The sequence below is a fragment of the Chromohalobacter beijerinckii genome (assembly GCF_023061185.1).
Taxonomy (GTDB): Bacteria; Pseudomonadota; Gammaproteobacteria; order Pseudomonadales; family Halomonadaceae; genus Chromohalobacter; species Chromohalobacter beijerinckii.
This window is the reverse complement of sequence record NZ_JAKGAK010000010.1, coordinates 38,248-56,812: the sequence shown is the minus strand read 5'-3', so window position 1 is coordinate 56,812 and position 18,565 is coordinate 38,248. Positions and strand designations below refer to the sequence as shown.

General features: G+C 62.2%; 18 protein-coding genes. 10 read left to right on the top strand and 8 right to left on the bottom strand.

What is annotated here, in order from left to right:
* Nucleotides 1-3: 3 nt before the first annotated feature.
* The 4 genes from L1075_RS09445 to L1075_RS09430 all read right to left on the bottom strand — a co-directional run bounded on the left by L1075_RS09445 (nucleotide 4) and on the right by L1075_RS09430 (nucleotide 3,696).
* Nucleotides 4-633, bottom strand: a complete 630-nt coding sequence (locus L1075_RS09445) for a DUF2291 family protein (protein WP_246941579.1) — start codon at nucleotides 631-633, stop codon at nucleotides 4-6.
* A 109-nt stretch (nucleotides 634-742) separates the two neighbouring features.
* The gene (locus tag L1075_RS09440; protein ID WP_246941577.1) at nucleotides 743-1,843 is read right to left on the bottom strand and encodes an MDR/zinc-dependent alcohol dehydrogenase-like family protein; all 1,101 of its coding nucleotides are present in this window, start codon (nucleotides 1,841-1,843) and stop codon (nucleotides 743-745) included.
* Between the two features lie 286 nt (nucleotides 1,844-2,129).
* A complete protein-coding gene (locus L1075_RS09435; RefSeq protein WP_246941575.1) occupies nucleotides 2,130-3,110 on the bottom strand; it encodes a sugar-binding transcriptional regulator in 981 nt (326 codons plus the stop codon).
* Nucleotides 3,111-3,201: 91 nt separating this feature from the next.
* Nucleotides 3,202-3,696 carry an RpiB/LacA/LacB family sugar-phosphate isomerase gene (locus tag L1075_RS09430; RefSeq protein ID WP_217693988.1) on the bottom strand — a complete coding sequence of 165 codons (495 nt, stop codon included), beginning with the start codon at nucleotides 3,694-3,696 and terminating at the stop codon, nucleotides 3,202-3,204.
* 378 nt (nucleotides 3,697-4,074) lie between these two features.
* Between L1075_RS09430 and L1075_RS09425 the strand changes: the two genes are divergently transcribed.
* The 5 genes from L1075_RS09425 to L1075_RS09405 all read left to right on the top strand — a co-directional run bounded on the left by L1075_RS09425 (nucleotide 4,075) and on the right by L1075_RS09405 (nucleotide 10,368).
* The gene (locus L1075_RS09425; RefSeq protein ID WP_246941573.1) at nucleotides 4,075-5,067 is read left to right on the top strand and encodes a dihydroxyacetone kinase subunit DhaK; all 993 of its coding nucleotides are present in this window, start codon (nucleotides 4,075-4,077) and stop codon (nucleotides 5,065-5,067) included.
* Between the two features lie 27 nt (nucleotides 5,068-5,094).
* On the top strand, nucleotides 5,095-5,748 hold the full coding sequence (gene dhaL, locus L1075_RS09420) for a dihydroxyacetone kinase subunit DhaL (protein WP_246923718.1): 654 nt from the start codon (nucleotides 5,095-5,097) through the stop codon (nucleotides 5,746-5,748).
* A gap of 101 nt (nucleotides 5,749-5,849) precedes the next feature.
* Nucleotides 5,850-6,806: a transaldolase gene (gene tal, locus L1075_RS09415; protein WP_246941571.1), complete on the top strand. Its 957-nt coding sequence runs from the start codon at nucleotides 5,850-5,852 to the stop codon at nucleotides 6,804-6,806.
* Between the two features lie 25 nt (nucleotides 6,807-6,831).
* Nucleotides 6,832-8,823, top strand: coding sequence for a transketolase (gene tkt / locus L1075_RS09410; RefSeq protein ID WP_246941570.1), 1,992 nt, complete (start codon nucleotides 6,832-6,834; stop codon nucleotides 8,821-8,823).
* 165 nt (nucleotides 8,824-8,988) lie between these two features.
* Nucleotides 8,989-10,368 carry an NAD-dependent succinate-semialdehyde dehydrogenase gene (locus tag L1075_RS09405; protein WP_246941568.1) on the top strand — a complete coding sequence of 460 codons (1,380 nt, stop codon included), beginning with the start codon at nucleotides 8,989-8,991 and terminating at the stop codon, nucleotides 10,366-10,368.
* A 135-nt stretch (nucleotides 10,369-10,503) separates the two neighbouring features.
* On the opposite strand, the gene L1075_RS15735 is transcribed toward L1075_RS09405, so the two are convergent.
* Both L1075_RS15735 and L1075_RS09400 read right to left on the bottom strand, forming a co-directional pair.
* A complete protein-coding gene (locus L1075_RS15735; RefSeq protein ID WP_256985256.1) occupies nucleotides 10,504-10,632 on the bottom strand; it encodes a hypothetical protein in 129 nt (42 codons plus the stop codon).
* A gap of 140 nt (nucleotides 10,633-10,772) precedes the next feature.
* On the bottom strand, nucleotides 10,773-11,543 hold the full coding sequence (locus L1075_RS09400; protein ID WP_110060816.1) for a MipA/OmpV family protein: 771 nt from the start codon (nucleotides 11,541-11,543) through the stop codon (nucleotides 10,773-10,775).
* A gap of 237 nt (nucleotides 11,544-11,780) precedes the next feature.
* Here L1075_RS09400 and L1075_RS09395 point away from each other — a divergent pair, with 237 nt between their 5' ends.
* Both L1075_RS09395 and L1075_RS09390 read left to right on the top strand, forming a co-directional pair.
* Nucleotides 11,781-12,551 (top strand): trimeric intracellular cation channel family protein, encoded by a 771-nt coding sequence (locus L1075_RS09395; protein ID WP_246941566.1) that lies wholly within the window; start codon nucleotides 11,781-11,783, stop codon nucleotides 12,549-12,551.
* Nucleotides 12,552-12,613: 62 nt separating this feature from the next.
* Nucleotides 12,614-13,714, top strand: coding sequence for an NADH:flavin oxidoreductase/NADH oxidase (locus L1075_RS09390; RefSeq protein ID WP_246941564.1), 1,101 nt, complete (start codon nucleotides 12,614-12,616; stop codon nucleotides 13,712-13,714).
* Nucleotides 13,715-13,768: 54 nt separating this feature from the next.
* Here the strand turns inward: L1075_RS09390 and L1075_RS09385 are convergent, their stop codons facing one another.
* Complete coding sequence (locus L1075_RS09385; RefSeq protein ID WP_246941563.1) at nucleotides 13,769-14,860, bottom strand: NAD(P)-dependent alcohol dehydrogenase; 1,092 nt, start codon at nucleotides 14,858-14,860, stop codon at nucleotides 13,769-13,771.
* 73 nt (nucleotides 14,861-14,933) lie between these two features.
* Nucleotides 14,934-16,406, bottom strand: a complete 1,473-nt coding sequence (locus L1075_RS09380; RefSeq protein ID WP_246941561.1) for an aldehyde dehydrogenase family protein — start codon at nucleotides 16,404-16,406, stop codon at nucleotides 14,934-14,936.
* 109 nt (nucleotides 16,407-16,515) lie between these two features.
* Here L1075_RS09380 and L1075_RS09375 point away from each other — a divergent pair, with 109 nt between their 5' ends.
* The 3 genes from L1075_RS09375 (at nucleotide 16,516) to L1075_RS09365 (ending at nucleotide 18,287) form a co-directional block, all read left to right on the top strand.
* Nucleotides 16,516-16,686 carry a hypothetical protein gene (locus L1075_RS09375; protein ID WP_246941560.1) on the top strand — a complete coding sequence of 57 codons (171 nt, stop codon included), beginning with the start codon at nucleotides 16,516-16,518 and terminating at the stop codon, nucleotides 16,684-16,686.
* Nucleotides 16,687-16,803: 117 nt separating this feature from the next.
* Entirely contained in the window at nucleotides 16,804-17,352 is a 549-nt protein-coding gene (locus tag L1075_RS09370; RefSeq protein WP_246941559.1) for a thioredoxin family protein, read from the top strand.
* Nucleotides 17,343-18,287, top strand: coding sequence for a threonine ammonia-lyase (locus L1075_RS09365; RefSeq protein WP_246941558.1), 945 nt, complete (start codon nucleotides 17,343-17,345; stop codon nucleotides 18,285-18,287). The genes L1075_RS09370 and L1075_RS09365 overlap by 10 nt, the downstream gene beginning before the upstream one ends.
* Nucleotides 18,288-18,565: the final 278 nt, after the last annotated feature.

Sequence of the window (18,565 nt, the reverse complement as noted above, 5' to 3'; positions counted from 1 at the left end):
GGCTCATTTCACGCTAAAGTCGACCGGTGTCACGAGCCAGTTATTCGGATTGATCAACTGGAATACGCCCGTCACCGTCACGGTCTTGCCTTCCAGGTTTTGCGTATCGATATCCGATAGAACCTGAGCCTTCATGGCATCGTTCAGAGCGGCGCCCGCATTCTGGTATTCGATCTGATTCTTGAATTGACCGAACGCGATCTCCCCTGTGGCATCCCGTAGGTCGGTGCCATTGATCGCTGGACCGGTCTGAACCCGTACCACGAGGTCATCGGGCGCCTCGTCGGCTTTGACCTCATATGTCCCGGACGTACCTTCGCCTACCACGCCGGTGAAGGTAACGGGCATGATGGGACCGACTCCGCCCGATACACCGTACTGTTCTCCTGCCGCACTCTGGTCGTCGGCAATCGCACTGGAGAGCTTCTCGATATCGACGGCTCTACTGTCGATATCATCGCGAATCTTGGGAAATTCTTCTTCGGCGAAGCGTGCCATTTTCGCGCCTTCCTGCTCTTCTTCCGCGCCGATTGGCATCACCTTGGTGTCCCAAGCCATGACGGCAAGCAGGACGACCACAACGCCGATCATCACCGCCCTACCGCGCCCTTTTCGCCATCGTTTCGTAGGCATGACGGCCGTATCTGAAGTCATGATGAAGCGCCCCCTGGCGTCGCTGATGAGTGGTAATCAAGTCCCGCGTCGGATGACGATTGTGATCGCCACGCAGAACATCGCGACATCACGCCCCAGGAATGAGAATGATCTTGAGTGCGCTGCTGTCGTGTCTCATCAGTTCGATACCCTTGTGGAAATCCGCTAGTGGCAGCTTGTGGGTCACCACACCCTCGGTAGGGAAGTCGCCGCTTTCGATACCTTCGATCACTTGCGGATAGCAGTAGGGCCCCAAGTGGGAGCCGAGCACATCCAGCTCCTTACGGTCACTGATGATGCTCCAATCCACCGTCACTGGGTCTTTGAACACGCTGAACTCGACGAAGCGACCCAGCTTGCGCAACATCGACAGCCCCTGCTCCACCGACTTGGGTGCACCGGTCGCTTCGATGTAGATGTCACAGCCATAGCCGTCGGTCATGTCTTTGACGATCTGAACGACATCTTCGTCAGCTGGATTAAGCACCACATCGGCGCCGAATTTCTTGGCCAGTTCCAAGCGTTCACCGTGAAGATCGAGCACCACCAGCTTGGCGGGACCGGACTTCTTGGCCGGGCCGATCATTCCCAGCCCCAAGGTGCCGGCACCGGAGAGCACCACGATATCTCCCAACTGGATTTGTGCTCGTTCCACTGCGTGCATGGAGCAGGAAAACGGCTCGGTCAGCACGATGTTTTCTACTGGCACATCGTCCGGCAGCTTGTGGTTGATGGCTTCCTTGGGAAACTTCATGTACTCGGCCATGCCGCCGTTGACGTTATTCTGGAAGCCATACACGTCGTGTTTCTCGCACATCCAGTACTGACCGCGATGACAGAAGCGGCAGTCCCAGCACGGCACGATCTGCTCGGAAATGACCCGATCCCCGATCTCGAAACCTGTTGCGCCGGGGCCCATCTTGACGACATGTCCGATGAACTCGTGCCCTGGAATCATGGGGGCTTTGATATAGGCAGGCTGATCCTCGTCGCCCCAGAAACTCGGCGCGCCTTCATACGCCTTGAGATCACCGGCACAGATACCACAAGCCTCGACCTTGACCAGAATTTCCTTTTCACCGATATCGGGGACCGCAACGTTTTCCAGTCGATAGTCTTCCGGCGCATAGGCCACGATGGCACGCATCGTGTCGGGGATGTCGGGGGATGGGGTGAGCGTATCGTTCATGATGGCCTCCATTGAGCTGACGCTTACTTATCATTTGATCTTTTGATGCTCAAATGAATTAACGCTTTTCAGTATAGCCAGGTCAATGAAGTCGGCGACCTTTTCGCCTTATACTTTAGGATTGCTTTTTAAATTATTGAAAATAATGGATTTTACATGGGCTTTTATGGAAACCAATGCCCGCAATGTGCAGAAAGAGGGAGAAAGCCCGCACAAAAAAGCCGTTCACATAGACACATCAGTGTTCATATGAACGGCTCTGCACGACAATCGGCGACACTTTGACTCAGCTCGCCGTTGAGGTAGTCGCCTCATCCAAGCGCAGGATGGTATGGGCGTTGGTCACACTGGTGGCCAAGGTATCGATGACACCTGTACGCAGTGCCCCCAGGATCCCCGCCGCCTTGGTATTCTCGCTGGCGATCGCCACCACGTCGGGAATCCGCGCCAAGTCGGTTATGGTCAAACCGATGACCCGCCCCTGCATGGGCGTTTCCGATGGTCGGCCATGCATGTCGATGAAGTCGTACCCCATCATGTCACCCACCGTTCCCGAGAGGCGCGCCTCAGCGATCTCCTGCGGCGTGAACCAGCCCATGCGCACCATGTTGCTATCCTCGCTGAGATCACCGACACCGATCATCGCGATATCTGCGCGCCGCGCTCTATCCAACGTCTGGCGCACGGTGGGGTTTTCATACATCGAGTCGCGCAGCGCCGGGTTCTGCACCAGCGCCGGGGCATAAAGCGTTTCGCTTTCACCGCCATATTTCATCGCCAGGCGACGACAAATATGGTCGGGGTTCATGTACTCGCCGGCACGCAGCGAGCCGCCAATGGCACACACGAACGAGCATTTGCGCTCACCTTGCTCGAAGACATTATCGGCCACCGAGCCCACGTTGCGCCCCATCCCCACCGCCACGATCGAACCATCGTGCAGCTCGCGCGACAAATGATCGGCCACCAGGCTGGCCACGCCGGAACGTTGAACGTCGGGTTCGGTGTTGTCGAGCGCTATCAAGGCGCGTTTGATACCGAAGCGACGTATCAACGCCTGCTCGATCTCGGCACTCACCGCGGGGTGCTGACGCACGCGCACATCGACGATCCCCTCGGCATGCGCGCGTTTTAAAAGCCGTCCCGCCTTGACCCGAGAAATCCCCAGCCGGTTGGCGATCGCCTCCTGGGTTTCGCCCTCCACATAATACAGAGAGGCGATCTCCGTCATTAGCGCGACCTCGGCGCTCTCGACACGTTCACTCATGGCACTAGCCTCATACGATCCGCTTCCCGATCCCGGTCCACTTCGGGCGACGCGCACAAGATACCACAGCGAACAGGCGTACTCTTAACGATCAGACGCTCGGGGAGTCGCGGAAAGCCTCCCCCTCGTATTCCGCAATGCGCGCTATTTTGGCGCGCGACCCGCCACCGCCGAACTCGGTTTCGAGGAAGGTCGTCACCACGGCCTTGGCCAACTCCGGGCCAACCACACGGGCGCCGAGCGTCACGATTTGCGCATCGTTGCTCGAACGCGCCTTGGCGGCCGAATAGGTGTCATGCGCCTGCGCCGCGCGAATCCCGCGCACCTTGTTGGCCGAAATCGCCACACCGATGCCGGTCCCACAGACCAGCACTCCCCGCGCCACTTCTCCCGCGTCGATGGCACGCGCCACCTTGACCGCCACATCGGGATAAAGCACCGGCTCAGCGTTATAGGTGCCGTAATCGACAGGCTCGTAACCCAGAGCGCGAATGTGCTCGATCAGCAAAGCCTTGAGCTCGAACGCGGCCTCGTCGCCACCCACTGCGATGCGCATTGCCGCCGCGCGGCCTGTTGAGTCTGACATGTGTAGCCTCCCGTGATGATTCCTCCCGCTTGCGACCGGCATACTGTTACCGCTCGCGGCTATGTTCAAAATATCACTAACCGAACATTTGTAAAATTCTCGATCACGAAAAGTCAGCCACGGATTTGCGTCACCCTATTAACCGATTTTCCGATAAATAAATAAAACTCATTAATTTCAAATATTTATACGTAAACCATCACTTCGACGCTCTTACCCACGACCAAAGTCTCAGACGTCGACACCGGCCATGCCTTGACAGCCTTTGGGCCCCAAGCCTAAACATCTGTTCAGTGAAAGATCATTATATATACCGCCAGCCTAGGTGGTGGATCGCCACGCCCCATCGTCGGTCACAACGAACAAGAGGAATACGCCATGCAACGCATCATCAATGACCCCGACAACGTCGTGGACGATGCCATCAAAGGTTACTTGCGCGCCTCGCCGAGCTTGTTTGCCGCCACCGACCACCCGCGTGTTCTCAAGTACCCGAGCAGCGCAAGCGACAAGGTCGGTATCGTCACCGGTGGCGGTTCCGGCCACGAACCGGCCTTCCTGGGATATATCGGTGAAGGAATGTGTGATGCGGTAGCCATCGGCGAGATATTCTCATCGCCCACCGCCGATGCATTTCTCGAAGCCTTTCGTTCCGCGCCCCACGGGCAGGGCGTCGCCTGCCTGTACGGCAACTACGCGGGCGACAACATGAACGTGAAGATGGCCAAGCAGATGGCCGAGATGGAAGACATCGAGGTCAAGACGGTGATTGCACGCGACGACGTGGCCTCGGCACCGGCAGCGGAGCGCGACAAGCGGCGCGGCGTGGCCGGCGAGGTGATGATGTGGAAAATCGGCGGCGCGGCAGCGGCCCGGGGCGATAGTCTCGACGAGGTCATTCGCCTGGCGCAAAAAGCCGTCGATGCGTGTTCGAGCATCGGCGTCGGGCTGAGTAGCTGCACCATCCCCGCCAATGGCAAGCCCAACTTTTCGATCGAGCCCGGCCACATGGAGCTCGGCATCGGCCACCACGGCGAACCGGGAATAGAAGTCGCGCCGCTGACCAGTGCCGAGGCCATCGCCACGGCCATGTGCGACCCCGTTCTCGCCGACCAGGACTTCGCCGGCAGCGAGGTGGCGGTGTTGATCTCCGGACTTGGCGCCACGCCAGTGATGGAGCTCAATATCCTCTACGCACACATCGCCGAACGGCTCGAAGCCGCTGATATTCGCGTACACCGTACGGACATCGGCAATTACTTCACCTCGCTGGAGATGATGGGCGCCACGCTTACGCTGATGAAGCTCGACGACGAGCTCAAACCGCTGCTGGACGCCCCGGCGCGCTCGCTGGCCATCACGCAGTGCTGATCGGAACCGCTACTACGGAGACTCATCATGCAAGTTCTGGACGCGACTCAAGGCAGGGACATTCTCGAGGAGTTAGTCGAGGTCATCGTCGACAACCGCCAATACCTGAGTGACGTCGACGGCGCGATCGGCGACGGCGATCACGGCATCAACATGGCCAAGGGGTTTCGGCTTTGCGGGGAGTCGGTCGCCGGCCAATCGCTGTCGCTTTCCAAGGCGCTGGGCACGCTCGCCACGACCTTGATGGGCTCGATCGGCGGTTCGATGGGGCCGCTTTACGGCAGCCTCTTCATGGGCATGGCCAAGTCGGTCAAGGACAAGAACGTCCTCGACGCCAAGGATTTCGGTGACATGTTGGCCGATGGACGCGAAGCACTCGAGCAGATCAGCGATGCCAAGGTCGGCGACAAGTGTCTTCTCGACACTCTAGTGCCGGCCATCGAACGTTACCGTGACGCCGTCGAGGGCGGAGACGACTTTCCTCACGCACTGCAAGCCTTACGTAACGGCGCCCAAGACGGTCGCGATTCGACGCTCGACCTGGAAGCCAAGATCGGACGCGCGGCACGCCTCGGCGAACGCTCGCGCGGCCATCTGGACGCCGGCGCGGTGTCGTGCTGCCTGCTGCTGACCCGCTTGGCCGATAGCACCGAACGTCGCCTGGAAAAAGCCGCCGCCTGAGCACTGGCGGCGGCTTACTGGGTTCCCCTCCATTTCTTAGCCCCCGACGCCGTCTGGCACGTCGAGGGCCTTCACGCCCGCATACCGCGGCGGAGCACACCATGGTTTCACAGCTCGACTCACTCAAGGCACTATCGCAAGTGGTCGCCGACACCGGGGACCCAGCCGCCATCGAACGTTATCGGCCCGTCGATGCCACCACCAATCCTTCCTTGATCCTCAAGGCATTCGAGCTGCCCGGCTATCAGCCACTGATCGAGCGGATCCTGGAAGAGGCGCGTGACGAGAAGTCACATGACGCCGACCACTTGGAGCGTATCGTCGACCGCCTCTCGGTCGGCATCGGCAGCGAGGTCGCCCAACTCATTCCGGGACGCGTCTCCACCGAGGCCGCCGCCAAGCTCTCGTTCGATACCCAGGCCAGTATCCGCAAGGCTCATGAGTTGGTGGAGCGTTACGAGGCGCTGGGTATCGGCCGTGAGCGGATCTTGATCAAGCTCGCGTCGACCTGGGAAGGCATCCGTGCCGCCGAGGTACTCGAGCGCGAAGGCATTCAATGCAACCTCACCCTCCTGTTCAGCGACGCTCAGGCGCAGGCCTGCTTCGATGCCGGCGTGTTCCTGGTTTCGCCCTTCGTGGGGCGTGTCACCGACTGGTATCAGAAAGAAACCGGTCAAACGTTCTCCCCGGAGGAGGACCCCGGCGTGCGGTTCGTGCGCCAGGTCTGCGAGCGCGCCGACCGGGGCGGCTACGATACCGTCGTCATGGGGGCCAGCTTCCGTACGCCGGAGCAAGTCCTCGCCCTCGCCGGCTGTCATCGCCTGACGATTTCGCCCGCCTTGCTGGAAACGCTCGAGGCGCGCGAAGGAGATGTCGACGCCAAGGTCCGCTTCACGCATCCCGAGGCGCAGCCTGTCCCTCCCCTAGAGGAAAACGCCTTTCGCTGGCAGCATAATCAGGACCCCATGGCCATCGACAAGCTGGCCGAAGGCATTCGTCGCTTCGCCGACGACCAGGCCTGTCTCGAGGACTTGATCGCCGACCGGCTCGCTAACTGATTCATCGCTCATGGAGGAGACATCGATGCCCTCTCGCTTCACGCTGGCCAATGCCATTCGCGCCCTGTCGATGGATGCCGTGCAGGCAGCCAATTCCGGCCACCCCGGCGCGCCGATGGGTATGGCCGATATCGCCGAAGTGCTGTGGAACGACCATCTCAAGCACAACCCCAGCAACCCCACCTGGCCCGACCGCGACCGTTTCGTGCTCTCCAACGGGCATGGTTCGATGCTGTTGTATTCGCTTTTACACCTCAGCGGTTATGACTTGGCCATCGACGACATCAAGCAGTTCCGCCAGCTCCATTCGCGCACGCCCGGGCATCCCGAGCTCGGCTACACGCCTGGGGTCGAAACCACCACCGGCCCGCTGGGTCAGGGGCTGGCCAATGCCGTGGGCATGGCACTCGCCGAACGCACTCTGGCCGCGCAGTACAATCGCCCAGGGCATGACATCGTCGACCATCGCACCTGGTGCTTCGTCGGCGATGGTTGCCTGATGGAGGGCATCAGCCACGAAGCCTGCTCGCTGGCGGGAACCCAGGGCCTCGGCAAGCTCACCGTCATCTACGACGACAACGGCATCTCCATCGATGGCGAGGTCGCAGGATGGTTCACCGATGATACCGCCAAGCGCTTCGAGGCCTACGGCTGGCAGGTCATCGCCGATGTCGACGGCCATGACCCTGCTGCCATCGAAGACGCCATCAGCGCAGCCAAACAACACGACCAGCGCCCGACCTTGATCATCTGCAAGACGGTCATCGGCTTCGGCGCGCCCAACAAACAGGGCACCGGCGCCTGTCATGGTGCCGCCCTAGGCGAGGATGAAGTCGCCGCCGCGCGCCAGCGCCTCGAGTGGTCACACCCGCCGTTTCACGTGCCCGAGGAGGTCTACGCAGGCTGGAACGCCGACACGGCCGGCCAGCACGCCGAGGACGAGTGGCGCCAACGCTTCGCGCGCTACGCCGCGGCTTATCCCGAGCTTGCCGAAGAGCTCGAGCGCCGCTGGCGTGGCGAGCTACCCGGCGACCTGGGCGGCAGTGCCCTGATCGAAGAGGCCCAGCACGCCTGCGATACACTGGCCTCGCGCAAGGCCTCACTCGGTGTGCTCAACCACCTGGGGCCACGCCTGCCGGAACTGCTGGGCGGCAGCGCCGACCTCGCGCCATCGAATCTGACGATCTGGGAGGGCGCACGCGCCATCTCGGCCCAGGCGCCCGACGGCAACTACCTGCATTACGGCGTTCGTGAATTCGCCATGGGCGCCATCATGAACGGCATCAGCATGCACGGCGGCTTCATTCCCTATGGGGCCACCTTCCTGACGTTCATGGAATACATGCACAACGCCGTGCGCATGGCCGCCATCGCGCGGCGCCAGGTGATCTTCGTCTACACCCACGACTCCATCGGCCTGGGGGAAGACGGCCCGACTCACCAGCCCATCGAACAACTCAATGCGCTACGCATCACGCCGAACTTGGCAACGTGGCGCCCCTGCGACGCCACCGAAACCAGCGTGGCCTGGCTCGCCGCTCTCAAGCGCCAGGACGGCCCCACGGCTTTGGTATTCTCGCGCCAAGGGCTTCCCGGGCAAGCACGCGATGTCGCCCAGCTCGCCGCGATCGAACGCGGCGGTTACGTGCTCGACGATTGCGAGGGCACGCCCGAGTTGATCCTCATCGCCACCGGCTCGGAAGTCGGTCTGGCCATGGAAGCGGCTGCCCAGCTCAACGACCAGGGACGGCAGGTCCGCGTCGTCTCGATGCCCTGCGCCAGCGAATTCGATGCCCAAGACGCCGATTACCAGGAGGCGGTGCTACCACCCACGGTGACACGCCGGCTCGCCATCGAAGCTTCGCATCCCGACTATTGGCGTAAGTACGTCGGCCCTCGCGGCAACGTGATCGGCATGACCGGCTATGGCGAATCGGGCAAGGCCGAGGACCTGTTCCGGCACTTCGGCTTCACCGTCGAAAACGTGATCGACAAGGCCCGCGCCTTGCTCGACTGACCCGCCTGGCCCTGGCTGCTGGATTATCTCTGGTGGCCAGGGCTAAGTGGATGTGAAGCTCCCCCTTGATTCTCTCCTTGCGCATCGCCAAAACGAGTAGTGAGGCAAGCAGGAACGGCTACCTCAGGAAGACTCGTCACCGACGATCCCGTTAAGGAGGATGACATGAGCCGCAAGACCCTCACCGCCGTCAATCCCGCCAACGATCAAGTACTCGGCGAGCACGAGATGCTCGACGATGCCCAGTTGGCTGAAAAGCTCGACCAAGCCCGCGCGGGCTATGCCGAATTCCGCCACTTGCCGTTGGCCGATCGTCGCCAACGACTCACCGCACTGGCCGACTTGATCGACCAGCATCAGCGCGAAATGGCCGAGATCATCGCCCACGAGATGGGCAAACCCTTCCATCAGGGGATTGCCGAGACACAGATTTCCTCGGCCATCGTTCGCTTCTACGCCGACAACCTGGAATCCCTGCTCAAGCCGCAGCCACGCCAGGTAGAAGGCGCGCAGAAGGCCGAGATCGTTCACGACCCGATGGGGGCCGTGCTCGGCGTGATGCCGTGGAACTATCCGCTTTATCAGGTGGTACGCTTCGCCGCGCCCAATCTGGCAGGTGGCAACGTCTGCCTGCTCAAGCATGCCTCCAATGTCCCGGGCTGCGCCAAGTTCATCACCAAGCTTTTCCACGACGCAGGCTTCAAGGAAGGGACCTTCACCTGGCTGCCGGTTGGCTCCGACAAGGTCGAGGGCATCATCCACGACCCACTGGTGTGCGGCGTCACGCTCACCGGCAGTGAAGATGCCGGCCGTGCCGTGGCCAAGATCGCCGGCGAGGCCATCAAGCCCAGCGTGCTCGAGCTCGGCGGTATCGACCCGCTGATCGTGCTCGACGATGCCGACGTCGACAAGGCGGTGGAGCTGGCCGTGAACGGCCGCTTCGACAATACCGGGCAAAGCTGCGCGGCATCCAAGCGCCTGATCGTGGAACGCCCGATGCTGGAGCGCTTCACCGAAAAGCTCATCGACCGCGTGCAGAAGATGCGTATCGGCGATCCCATGGACGGCGACACCGAAATCGGCCCCATGTCGCGCAAGGACCTGCGCGACGACCTGCACGACCAGGTGCAGCGGGCGATCAAGCACGGTGCGCAGCTCGAGACCGGCGGCGAGGTGCTCGACCGCCCCGGCGCCTGGTATGCGCCCACGGTGCTGACCAACGTCGCGCCTGGCAACCCGGCCTTCGACGAGGAGCTGTTCGGTCCGGTGGCGTCGATCATCGCCGCCGATGACGCCGAGCACGCCATCGAGCTGGCCAACAACTGCCGCTACGGTCTGGGCGGCACCGTGGTCGGCCAGGACGTGAAGCGCGCCGAACAGGTCGCGCGCCGTCTCGAAGTCGGCATGAGCTTCGTCAATCGCCCCACCACGCCCTTCGCCGAGCTTCCGTTCGGTGGCGTCAAGGAAAGCGGTTACGGTCGCGAGCAGAGCGAATACGGCTTCGGCGCCTTCCTCAACGTGCGCACGGTCTACATCGCCAAATAAGCGGAGCGTGAACGCACCCAACGCAAGCGCCCCCGCCCGATATGGGCGGGGGCGCTTTTTCGTTCGGCGACCGCGATGTCACGTCATGGGCAAGGCCGGCCATGCCGCGACCGGGACTCTGCTGAGCCGGGCCCTTCAGATATAGGCGCTGGACGTGCGTGCCTGAAAGCCGCGATAGGCGCTCTCGGTCATCATTCCCAGCACACGGCCTGCATGCTTGCCAAAACGCTTGAGCAGAGTCGGTCGCGCAGTCGAAATCGTCATGGATAACGTGCCTGTGTCGGTGGATATCCAGATATTATACCTTGGTCTTTAGACCTTGGTCTAATTTCTGCACCTGTAGCGCTCCCGACGTCAGGCACTTTCTGCCAACTGCCTGCTGGACGATACCGACTGAACCGTGCCTAGAAGTTGTAGTTGATGAATCCGCCCACGTAGGCCTGGGTCGCATCACCGATCTCGTCGACGATGGGACTGTCCTTGGCGTCGCCGGTCAGGCGCGACACGCCGACCAGGCCCGTGACGGACCACGTCCGCGTGAGATAATAACTGGCACTGGCATCGGCACCGAAGCGGAAATAGCCCTCGCTCGGCGAGTACGCATCCAGCCCGGAACGCCGACTCTCCCGCGCGGAAATGCCGAACATGTCCTCGGTCCAGGCGTCGCTTCCATAGGCGACGTTCGGGCCCAGCGAAACGGAGAGCCGCTGGGTCAAGCGCGAGCGCCAGTGCGCCTTGGCGCTGACATGGTAGCCATCCACGTCACCGCTCAGCGGCGTTTCCACGGCCGCGCTGTACTGCCAATGGCCCTCGGTGTATTCGGCCCGCAGGCCCGCCGTGACTCCGCCGTCGACTTCATCGAGACGATGCAGGTCATCGTCGTTGTCGCGTCCGAAGGTGTAACCGAGAAACGGCGATACCCGCCAGCCATCCCGATTGATGACGTTCCAGCCCACGCCATCGCGCGCGTTGATATACAGGCTATCGCCATAGGTCAGGTCGACCGACGGCCATACGGACGTTTCGTAGTCATCGCTTCCCAGATAATCGGGAGCATGGATCGCCCCCGCCCCCAGACTCCCTTGCCAGCCGCTGTCCTGCGCCTGGCTGGGCGTTGCCACCGCCAGCATCGGTAACGCCACGGCCAACGCCGCGTATCGATATCCTGCCTGCATGTCGACCGACTCCCTGGATTCATTGCATGACCACCGGCTGACCGCCCGCCACTTGCAGGCACGCACACCCGGCCCTTTACATACGATATCGTAGGTATCCCTGGTGCGCCAGCCGCTTGGCGACCGGGGAAAGACGAGCCTGAGCGCGCGACGTATCCAGGCACTTGAGCCTACAATGGCGTTCGTTTTGTATTTCCGCTCAAGCGGTAGCTGGCAAAGTAGCCAAGGAGCGTCGCAGTGGCAGGATGGATTTACTGGCTGGACCTGGCGGGCGTGATCGTCTTTGCGCTGTCGGGCGTGATCATTGCCTGCCGCTCGAGGATGGATCCGTTCGGCATGCTGGTACTGGCCGCGATGACAGGCATCGGCGGCGGTACCCTGCGCGATCTGTTACTGGGCATTCGCCCGGTGTTCTGGGTCACCGACCCCACCTATCTATGGGTGATCATCATCACCGTCGTGTCATCGATTGTCGGCTTTCATTACATTCACCGGTTATCGCGCATCGTCCTGCCCGTACTCGATGCCTTCGGGCTCGCCATCTTCACCATCATCGGCGCTCACAAGGCATTGGCGTTGGGCCATGGTGGTACCGTAGCGGTATTGATGGGACTCCTCACCGGTGTCGCGGGCGGGATGCTGCGTGATGTACTCGCAAGACGCGTCCCCATGGTGCTGCGCCAGGAAATTTATGCGACAGCTTCTATTGCAGGCGCCTGGACTTACGTCATCCTGTACAGTCAACCTATCCACCCCTACGCCACTATCGCGCTGCCTATACTGGTGATCCTGGGGCTGCGTCTCAGTGCCATCTACTGGCGCCTCTCCTTGCCGGTATTCGCCTGGATCACCTCGCCAGCCGAGGCTTCATCTAAAAGCACTAAATCTAAAAGTGCTGAATCTCAAAGCACTATGCACAACGCAACACCGTCGTCGAACGAGATAGAAAAGAAGCCACGCTCTAAAGCCCGCGTACGAATGCTCTCGCCCAAACGACGGCGCAGATAGCCATTGCCAAGCAATTATTAGCACGCTACATTGTTGCCATCATTCCCTTCAGGAACGTTTCAATGGCATCCCCTAAGCTGTTCTCGCCGCTCACGCTCGGCCGGCTCGAATTGCCCAATCGCATCGTCATTTCACCGATGTGCCAATACTCCGCCGACGAAAACGGCAGCATGACCGACTGGCACAAGATTCATCTGGGGCATCTCGCTCTCTCCGGGGCAGGACTCTTGATCGTCGAGGCCTCCGCCGTCGCGCCGGAAGGACGCATCACCTCTGGCGACGTGGGGCTCTATTCGGACGACAACGAGCAAGCGATGGCACGTGTACTCGAGTCCGTTCGTGCCCACTCGCCGATGCCGGTCGGCATCCAGTTGGGCCACGCCGGACGCAAAGCCTCCTGCCAGGCACCTTGGGAAGGCGGTGCCCAGCTAAGCCTGGAAGAGGGGGGCTGGCAAACCGTGGCGCCTTCCGCCGTACCGTATCAGGACGGGCAGCGTCCGCCACAGGCGATGAGTCTCGATGATATCGAGCAGCTCAAGGCGAACTTCGTCGCCTCGGCCAAGCGCGCCGAGCGTCTCGGTTTCGAGTTGATCGAACTGCACGCAGCGCATGGCTATCTGCTGCACGAGTTCTTGTCGCCGCTTTCGAATCAGCGCGATGACGAGTACGGCGGCAGTCTGGAAAACCGCATGCGGATCGTGCTGGAGATCTTCGATGCCGTGCGTTCGGTTTTCCCGGACGACAAGCCTGTGGGTATCCGTATCTCCGGAAGCGATTGGGTCGAAGGCGGCTGGGATCTGGAACAAAGCGTCGAGTTGGCGCGAGCACTCGACGCCCGCGGCTGCAGCTTCATCGACTGCTCCGGTGGTGGCCTGGACCCACGCCAGACCTTGAACGTCGGCCCCAACTATCAGGTACCGTTCGCTCGCCGCATGAAGCAGGAAGTCGCCATGCCGGTGATTGCTGTCGGCCTGATCACCGAACCGGAACAGGCAGAGGGCATCGTCTTCGGTGGCGAAGCAGACGCCGTCGCGCTGGCCCGCGGCATGCTCTACGACCCGCGCTGGCCGTGGCACGCCGCCGCCAAGCTCGGCGCGACCGTACATGCCCCGAAGCAGTATTTGCGCAGCCAGCCGCATACGCTTAAAAAGCTATTCGGCTAACGCGACATTCAAGCGTCGTAGACGTTTTTCATCTTCTGCAAGAAGCGTATGAATCTATGGATTCATACGCACCACCGGCTTGATGGTCTTGCCGGACTTGGAATCCGAAAACGCCTCTTCCAGGGCATCGAACTCATAAAACGTCACCAGCTTGTCGAACGGAAACTGCCCCTGGCAGTAGTAGTCGATGAGCTGGGGAATGAACACCTTGGGCACCGAGTCGCCCTCGATCACGCCCAGCATGGTCTTGCCTTCCGCCATCAGATCATTGTGCACGTCCAGCGTGACCTCCGGTGTCACGCCCACGATGGCCAGCTGACCCAGCGGACGCAACGCATGCATCCCTTGCCGCACGACCTGCGGCACACCGGTTGTCTCGATACCATAGTGCGCCCCCACGCCGGTCACCGCACGAATCTCTTCCACCACGTCTACCTGGCTGCCATTGAAGACGTGCGTGGCCCCCAGCTCCTTGGCGAGCGACAAGCGATTGTCGTGCACGTCGACGGCGATGATCCGTGCGCAGCCGGCGAGACGGGCCGCCATGACGGCGCTCAATCCCACCGCGCCACAGCCGTAGACCACCAGGCTGCTGCCGAACGCCGGCTTGAGGCGATTGAGAACCGTGCCGCTCCCGGTCTGAATGCCGCAGCCCAATGGGGCCAGCAAGCCCAGGTCGAGATCCGGATCCACCTTGACCGCGTTGCGCTCATGCACCACCGCATGGGACCCGAACGAGGACTGCCCGAAGAAGGTGGAAACCGCTTCGTCGCCTCGATGCAGGTAACAGGCCCCGTTCTCGGCACGCCCGCCGAAATTCAACTCGTTCATGCGCATGCAGACGGTAGGATGGCCGGTCAGGCAATGCTCGCATGCGCCGCAATGGGCAAACGACAGCACGACATGGTCCCCCGGCGCGAACGCCGTGATCTCGCTCCCCACGGCTTCCACTACCCCGGCGCCCTCGTGCCCCAGAACAACGGGGAACGGCGTCAGCTCCAGGTCCCGGGCGACGGCATCCGTGTGGCACACCCCGGTGGCCACGATGCGCAGGCGCAACTCGTTGGCCCCCGGCTCGGTCAAGGTCAGGGTCTCCACCGAGAAGGGCCCGCCCTTGTCTCGCGTCACGGCCGCTTTGATTTGCATGGAAAGCTCCTCACGACGTTGCGGTGCATGTCCCGGGCCATGCCTCGGCCCGGGTATCGCTCCCGCCTATGGGTTAGAACGGATACTGGCGCGGTTCATGCTGCAGCGTGATCCAGTGCTCCGTGGTGAACTCATCGATCGCCCAGTCGCCATTGAAGCGGCCCAGGCCGGAGTTCTTTTCGCCGCCGAACGGCGCATGCGGCTCGTCGTTGACGGGGATGTCGTTGACATGGGTCATGCCCGCCTTGATGCCCTGCGCGAAGCGCACGCCGCGTTCCAGGTTGCTCGTGAAGACCGCGCTCGACAGACCGAACTCGGTGCGGTTGGCCAGCTCCAGCGCATGCGCTTCGTCACGCGCGGACTGAATCCCCACCAGCGGCCCGAAAATCTCTTCGTCGGCCAATTCCATGTCCGCCGTGACATCGCCGAACACGTGCGGCGGCAAGACATTACCCTCGGGGTCGCCTCCGGTCAGCAAGGTGGCGCCCTCGGCATGCGCCTTGGCGATCTTGGTCTGGAGTCCCTCGAGCTGCTTGGCGTTGATGATCGGCCCCACGGCGGTCTCGGGGTCGGCGGGGTCGCCCAGGTGCAATGCCTTGACGCGTTCGACGAAGCGAGTGGTGAAGGCGTCACGCAACGGCTCTTCGACGATGATGCGATTGATCGCCATGCAAATCTGGCCCTGATGGAGGAACTTGCCGACCACCGCCGCATCGACCGCCTGCTCCACATCGGCATCCGCCAGCACCACGAAGGGACTGTTGCCGCCGAGTTCCAGGGCGACGTGCTTGAGATGCTTGCCGCCGCTCGCCAGGCGACCGATGTTGAGCCCCACGGGGGTGGAGCCGGTGAAGGTGATCAACGAAGGAACGGGATGCTCGACGAAGGCATCGCCGATCTCGGAACCGGCACCGACGACGACGCTCAACACGCCCGGTGGCAACCCTGCCTCTTCGAAGATACGTGCCAGCAGCAGTCCGCCGGTCACCGGCGTGTCGCTGGCCGGCTTGACGACCACCGCGTTGCCCAGCGCCAGCGCCGGCGCCACCGAGCGAGCGCTCAGGTTGAGCGGGAAGTTCCACGGGCTGATCACGCCCACCACGCCCAGCGGCGCCCGATAGACGCGACTTTCCTTGCCAGGAATGTCAGACGGCAGGATGCGGCCATGGGCCCGGGTCGGCATGCTCGCCGCTTCCTGAGTAATCGCCCGTGCCGCGTTCCACTCAAGCTGCGCCTTGATCCGCGTACTGCCCGACTCGCGAATGATCCAGTCGATGATCTCGTCATGGCGCTCGTCGAAGATCGCCACCGCGCGCCGCATGACATCGCCACGCGCGTTCGGCCCCAGCGCCGCCCATTCGGCCTGGGCCGCCTGCGCATGGCGATAGGCCGCGTCCAGGTCTTGCCGGTCGGCCATCGCCAGCTCGAGCAGCGTTTCCCCGGAATACGGGTTGGTCACGGTCAGGCGGCGCTCGGCACTTCCCTGGCGCCAGCCTCCTGCGATCGGCTGGGCATCCTGGCCGGCAAACAACGGTGCTTGTGTCATGTGTCTCACCTCAATCGACATGCGAAGACGCGCCTCGTCGGGCCGCGTCGTGGTCATGCGAGCCTAGCCGGATAATTAATATGCAGGCTAATAGCAATTATCAACGAACTTGATACCCTACAACTTCTTTAGCTTCATGGGCATGGCCAGCGGGCCGTTTCTCGGCGCCCTGTTGTTCGGCCTCGGCGGTTTCCCCCTGTTGTTCAGCATCGCCGCGCTGTTGTTCCTGCTCATCGCACTGCTCGCTTGGCGTAACCTCATGTCTGCCCAACGCGCCTAGACAATGCCCCTCTCAGAGGCACCCTTGCCCTTGAGGGGCCAATCGCGCCTAGAATGAAGGCAGGCTTCTCGCCCGTCATAAGGCGTGAGTGATATTCAGCGCGCATCGGAGGTCCCCATGTCATTGACACCTTCCACCATGACCGAACTGGGCTCCCCACTGCCGGCATTTCAGCTTCCCGATGCCGACGGCAAGGAAGTCGACAGCGCCGATTTCGCCGGGCGGCCGATCCTCGTCGCGTTCATCTGCAACCACTGCCCCTTCGTCAAGCACATCGCGGATGCCTTCGCCGATTTCGCCCGCGAGTATCAGGCCAAGGGCCTGGCGGTGATCGCCATCAACAGCAACGACTTTCACGCCCATCCGGACGACAATCCCGAGAACATGCGTGCAGAAATCGACGCACGCGGCTACACCTTCGATTATCTGGTGGATGAAAGCCAGGACGTGGCACGTGCTTTCGAGGCAGCCTGTACTCCGGACTTCTTCCTCTTCGACCATGAGCATCGCTTGGCCTACCGAGGGCAGTTCGACGCCAGCCGACCCAGCAAGGAGACGCCGGTCACCGGGGAGGATTTACGGGCCGCCGCCAACGCCGTGCTCGCGGACCGCGCACCGTCAGCGCAGCAGACGCCTTCCATGGGCTGCAATATCAAATGGAAGTAAGCGATGTCCAACGCGCGCGGGAACGGATCGCCGAGGCCCTCGCGCCGACACCGCTGTTGCTCGACCAGACGCTGTCCGAGCGTCTGGGACGGCGCGTGTGGCTCAAGGCAGAGTCATTTCAGCACACCGGCTCCTTCAAGGCACGCGGTTCGCTGAACTGGCTACGCACGGCCCGCGACGCGGAACTTGTCGGTGGGCTAGGCGCCGTTTCCGCCGGCAACCACGCCTTGGGCCTAGCCTGGGCGGCACAGCAAAGGAGCGTGCCCGTAACCATCGTGATGCCCGAGAATGCGAGTCCCTTCAAGGTCGAAGGAAGCCGCGCGCTGGGTGCGGAGGTCATCCTGCATGGCGATATCAACGCGGCCTGGACATTGATGCATGAAATGGTCGAGGAACGCGGCCTGACGCTGGTGCATCCCTATGACGACGAACGCATCATCGCCGGCCAGGGCACGCTGGGGCTCGAGGTGCTCGAGCAGGCGCCGGACGCCCAGGCGATTCTGTGCCCGGTCGGTGGCGGCGGCCTGATCGGGGGCATCGGCGTGGCGACGTCGGCGCTGCGCCCCTCGCTCTCGCTGATCGGCGTGGAACCCAGCGGGGCGGCGAGCATGGCGCATGCCTGGGCCCAGGGTGGCCCCGCTAGGCTCAGTGAGGTGCAAAGCTGCGCCAAGAGTCTCGCCGCCGCTATCGTCGGCGAGCACACCTATCCGCTGAGTCGCCAACACGTCGCCGAGCTCGTCGACGTGGATGAAGATGCCATCCACCGTGCCATGCGCCACTTGCTTTACCAGACCAAGCTAGTCGCGGAGCCTGGCGCCGCCGTGGGGGTGGCCGCCCTGCTCGAAAGCGCGGCGACACTACCGCCGCAAGGCGATATCGTGGTCATCGTCACCGGCGCCAACCTGGGGCGCGATGAGCTGGCCGGCTTTTTGTGAGCGACGTCTTTGACGTACGTGCGAGACCCGCGTGTGCCCGTTGTCGGGGTGTCGATGAACGCGCCGGTATTGATCAGCACGACATCGGAAAGACTCTCAGGACACAGGATCAGCAACAGCTAGCTGATCACGCCCCTGACCGAGGTACCCACGAAATGCAAGCGTGCCACTCCCAGCACATCGTCCAGCTCGGGAGGTAGATGGCCGCCAAGATCAGGCCGCCACTGGCGCCATGGCCGAGCAGATCCCAAGTCACGCAGCGGAAGCGGCCATGCAAG

Excerpts from the sequence above, each read along its gene's own strand:
- L1075_RS09425 (WP_246941573.1), top strand. The coding sequence starts at position 4,075 with ATGCAACGCATCATCAATGACCCCGACAACGTCGTGGACGATGCCATC.
- L1075_RS09380 (WP_246941561.1), bottom strand. The coding sequence starts at position 16,406 with ATGACACAAGCACCGTTGTTTGCCGGCCAGGATGCCCAGCCGATCGCA.
- L1075_RS09445 (WP_246941579.1), bottom strand. The coding sequence starts at position 633 with ATGCCTACGAAACGATGGCGAAAAGGGCGCGGTAGGGCGGTGATGATC.
- L1075_RS09390 (WP_246941564.1), top strand. The coding sequence starts at position 12,614 with ATGGCATCCCCTAAGCTGTTCTCGCCGCTCACGCTCGGCCGGCTCGAA.
- L1075_RS15735 (WP_256985256.1), bottom strand. The coding sequence starts at position 10,632 with ATGACGATTTCGACTGCGCGACCGACTCTGCTCAAGCGTTTTGGCAAG.
- L1075_RS09440 (WP_246941577.1), bottom strand. The coding sequence starts at position 1,843 with ATGAACGATACGCTCACCCCATCCCCCGACATCCCCGACACGATGCGT.
- L1075_RS09370 (WP_246941559.1), top strand. The coding sequence starts at position 16,804 with ATGTCATTGACACCTTCCACCATGACCGAACTGGGCTCCCCACTGCCG.
- L1075_RS09430 (WP_217693988.1), bottom strand. The coding sequence starts at position 3,696 with ATGTCAGACTCAACAGGCCGCGCGGCGGCAATGCGCATCGCAGTGGGT.
- dhaL (WP_246923718.1), top strand. The coding sequence starts at position 5,095 with ATGCAAGTTCTGGACGCGACTCAAGGCAGGGACATTCTCGAGGAGTTA.
- L1075_RS09385 (WP_246941563.1), bottom strand. The coding sequence starts at position 14,860 with ATGCAAATCAAAGCGGCCGTGACGCGAGACAAGGGCGGGCCCTTCTCG.
- L1075_RS09405 (WP_246941568.1), top strand. The coding sequence starts at position 8,989 with ATGAGCCGCAAGACCCTCACCGCCGTCAATCCCGCCAACGATCAAGTA.
- tkt (WP_246941570.1), top strand. The coding sequence starts at position 6,832 with ATGCCCTCTCGCTTCACGCTGGCCAATGCCATTCGCGCCCTGTCGATG.
- L1075_RS09400 (WP_110060816.1), bottom strand. The coding sequence starts at position 11,543 with ATGCAGGCAGGATATCGATACGCGGCGTTGGCCGTGGCGTTACCGATG.
- L1075_RS09365 (WP_246941558.1), top strand. The coding sequence starts at position 17,343 with ATGGAAGTAAGCGATGTCCAACGCGCGCGGGAACGGATCGCCGAGGCC.
- L1075_RS09435 (WP_246941575.1), bottom strand. The coding sequence starts at position 3,110 with ATGAGTGAACGTGTCGAGAGCGCCGAGGTCGCGCTAATGACGGAGATC.
- tal (WP_246941571.1), top strand. The coding sequence starts at position 5,850 with ATGGTTTCACAGCTCGACTCACTCAAGGCACTATCGCAAGTGGTCGCC.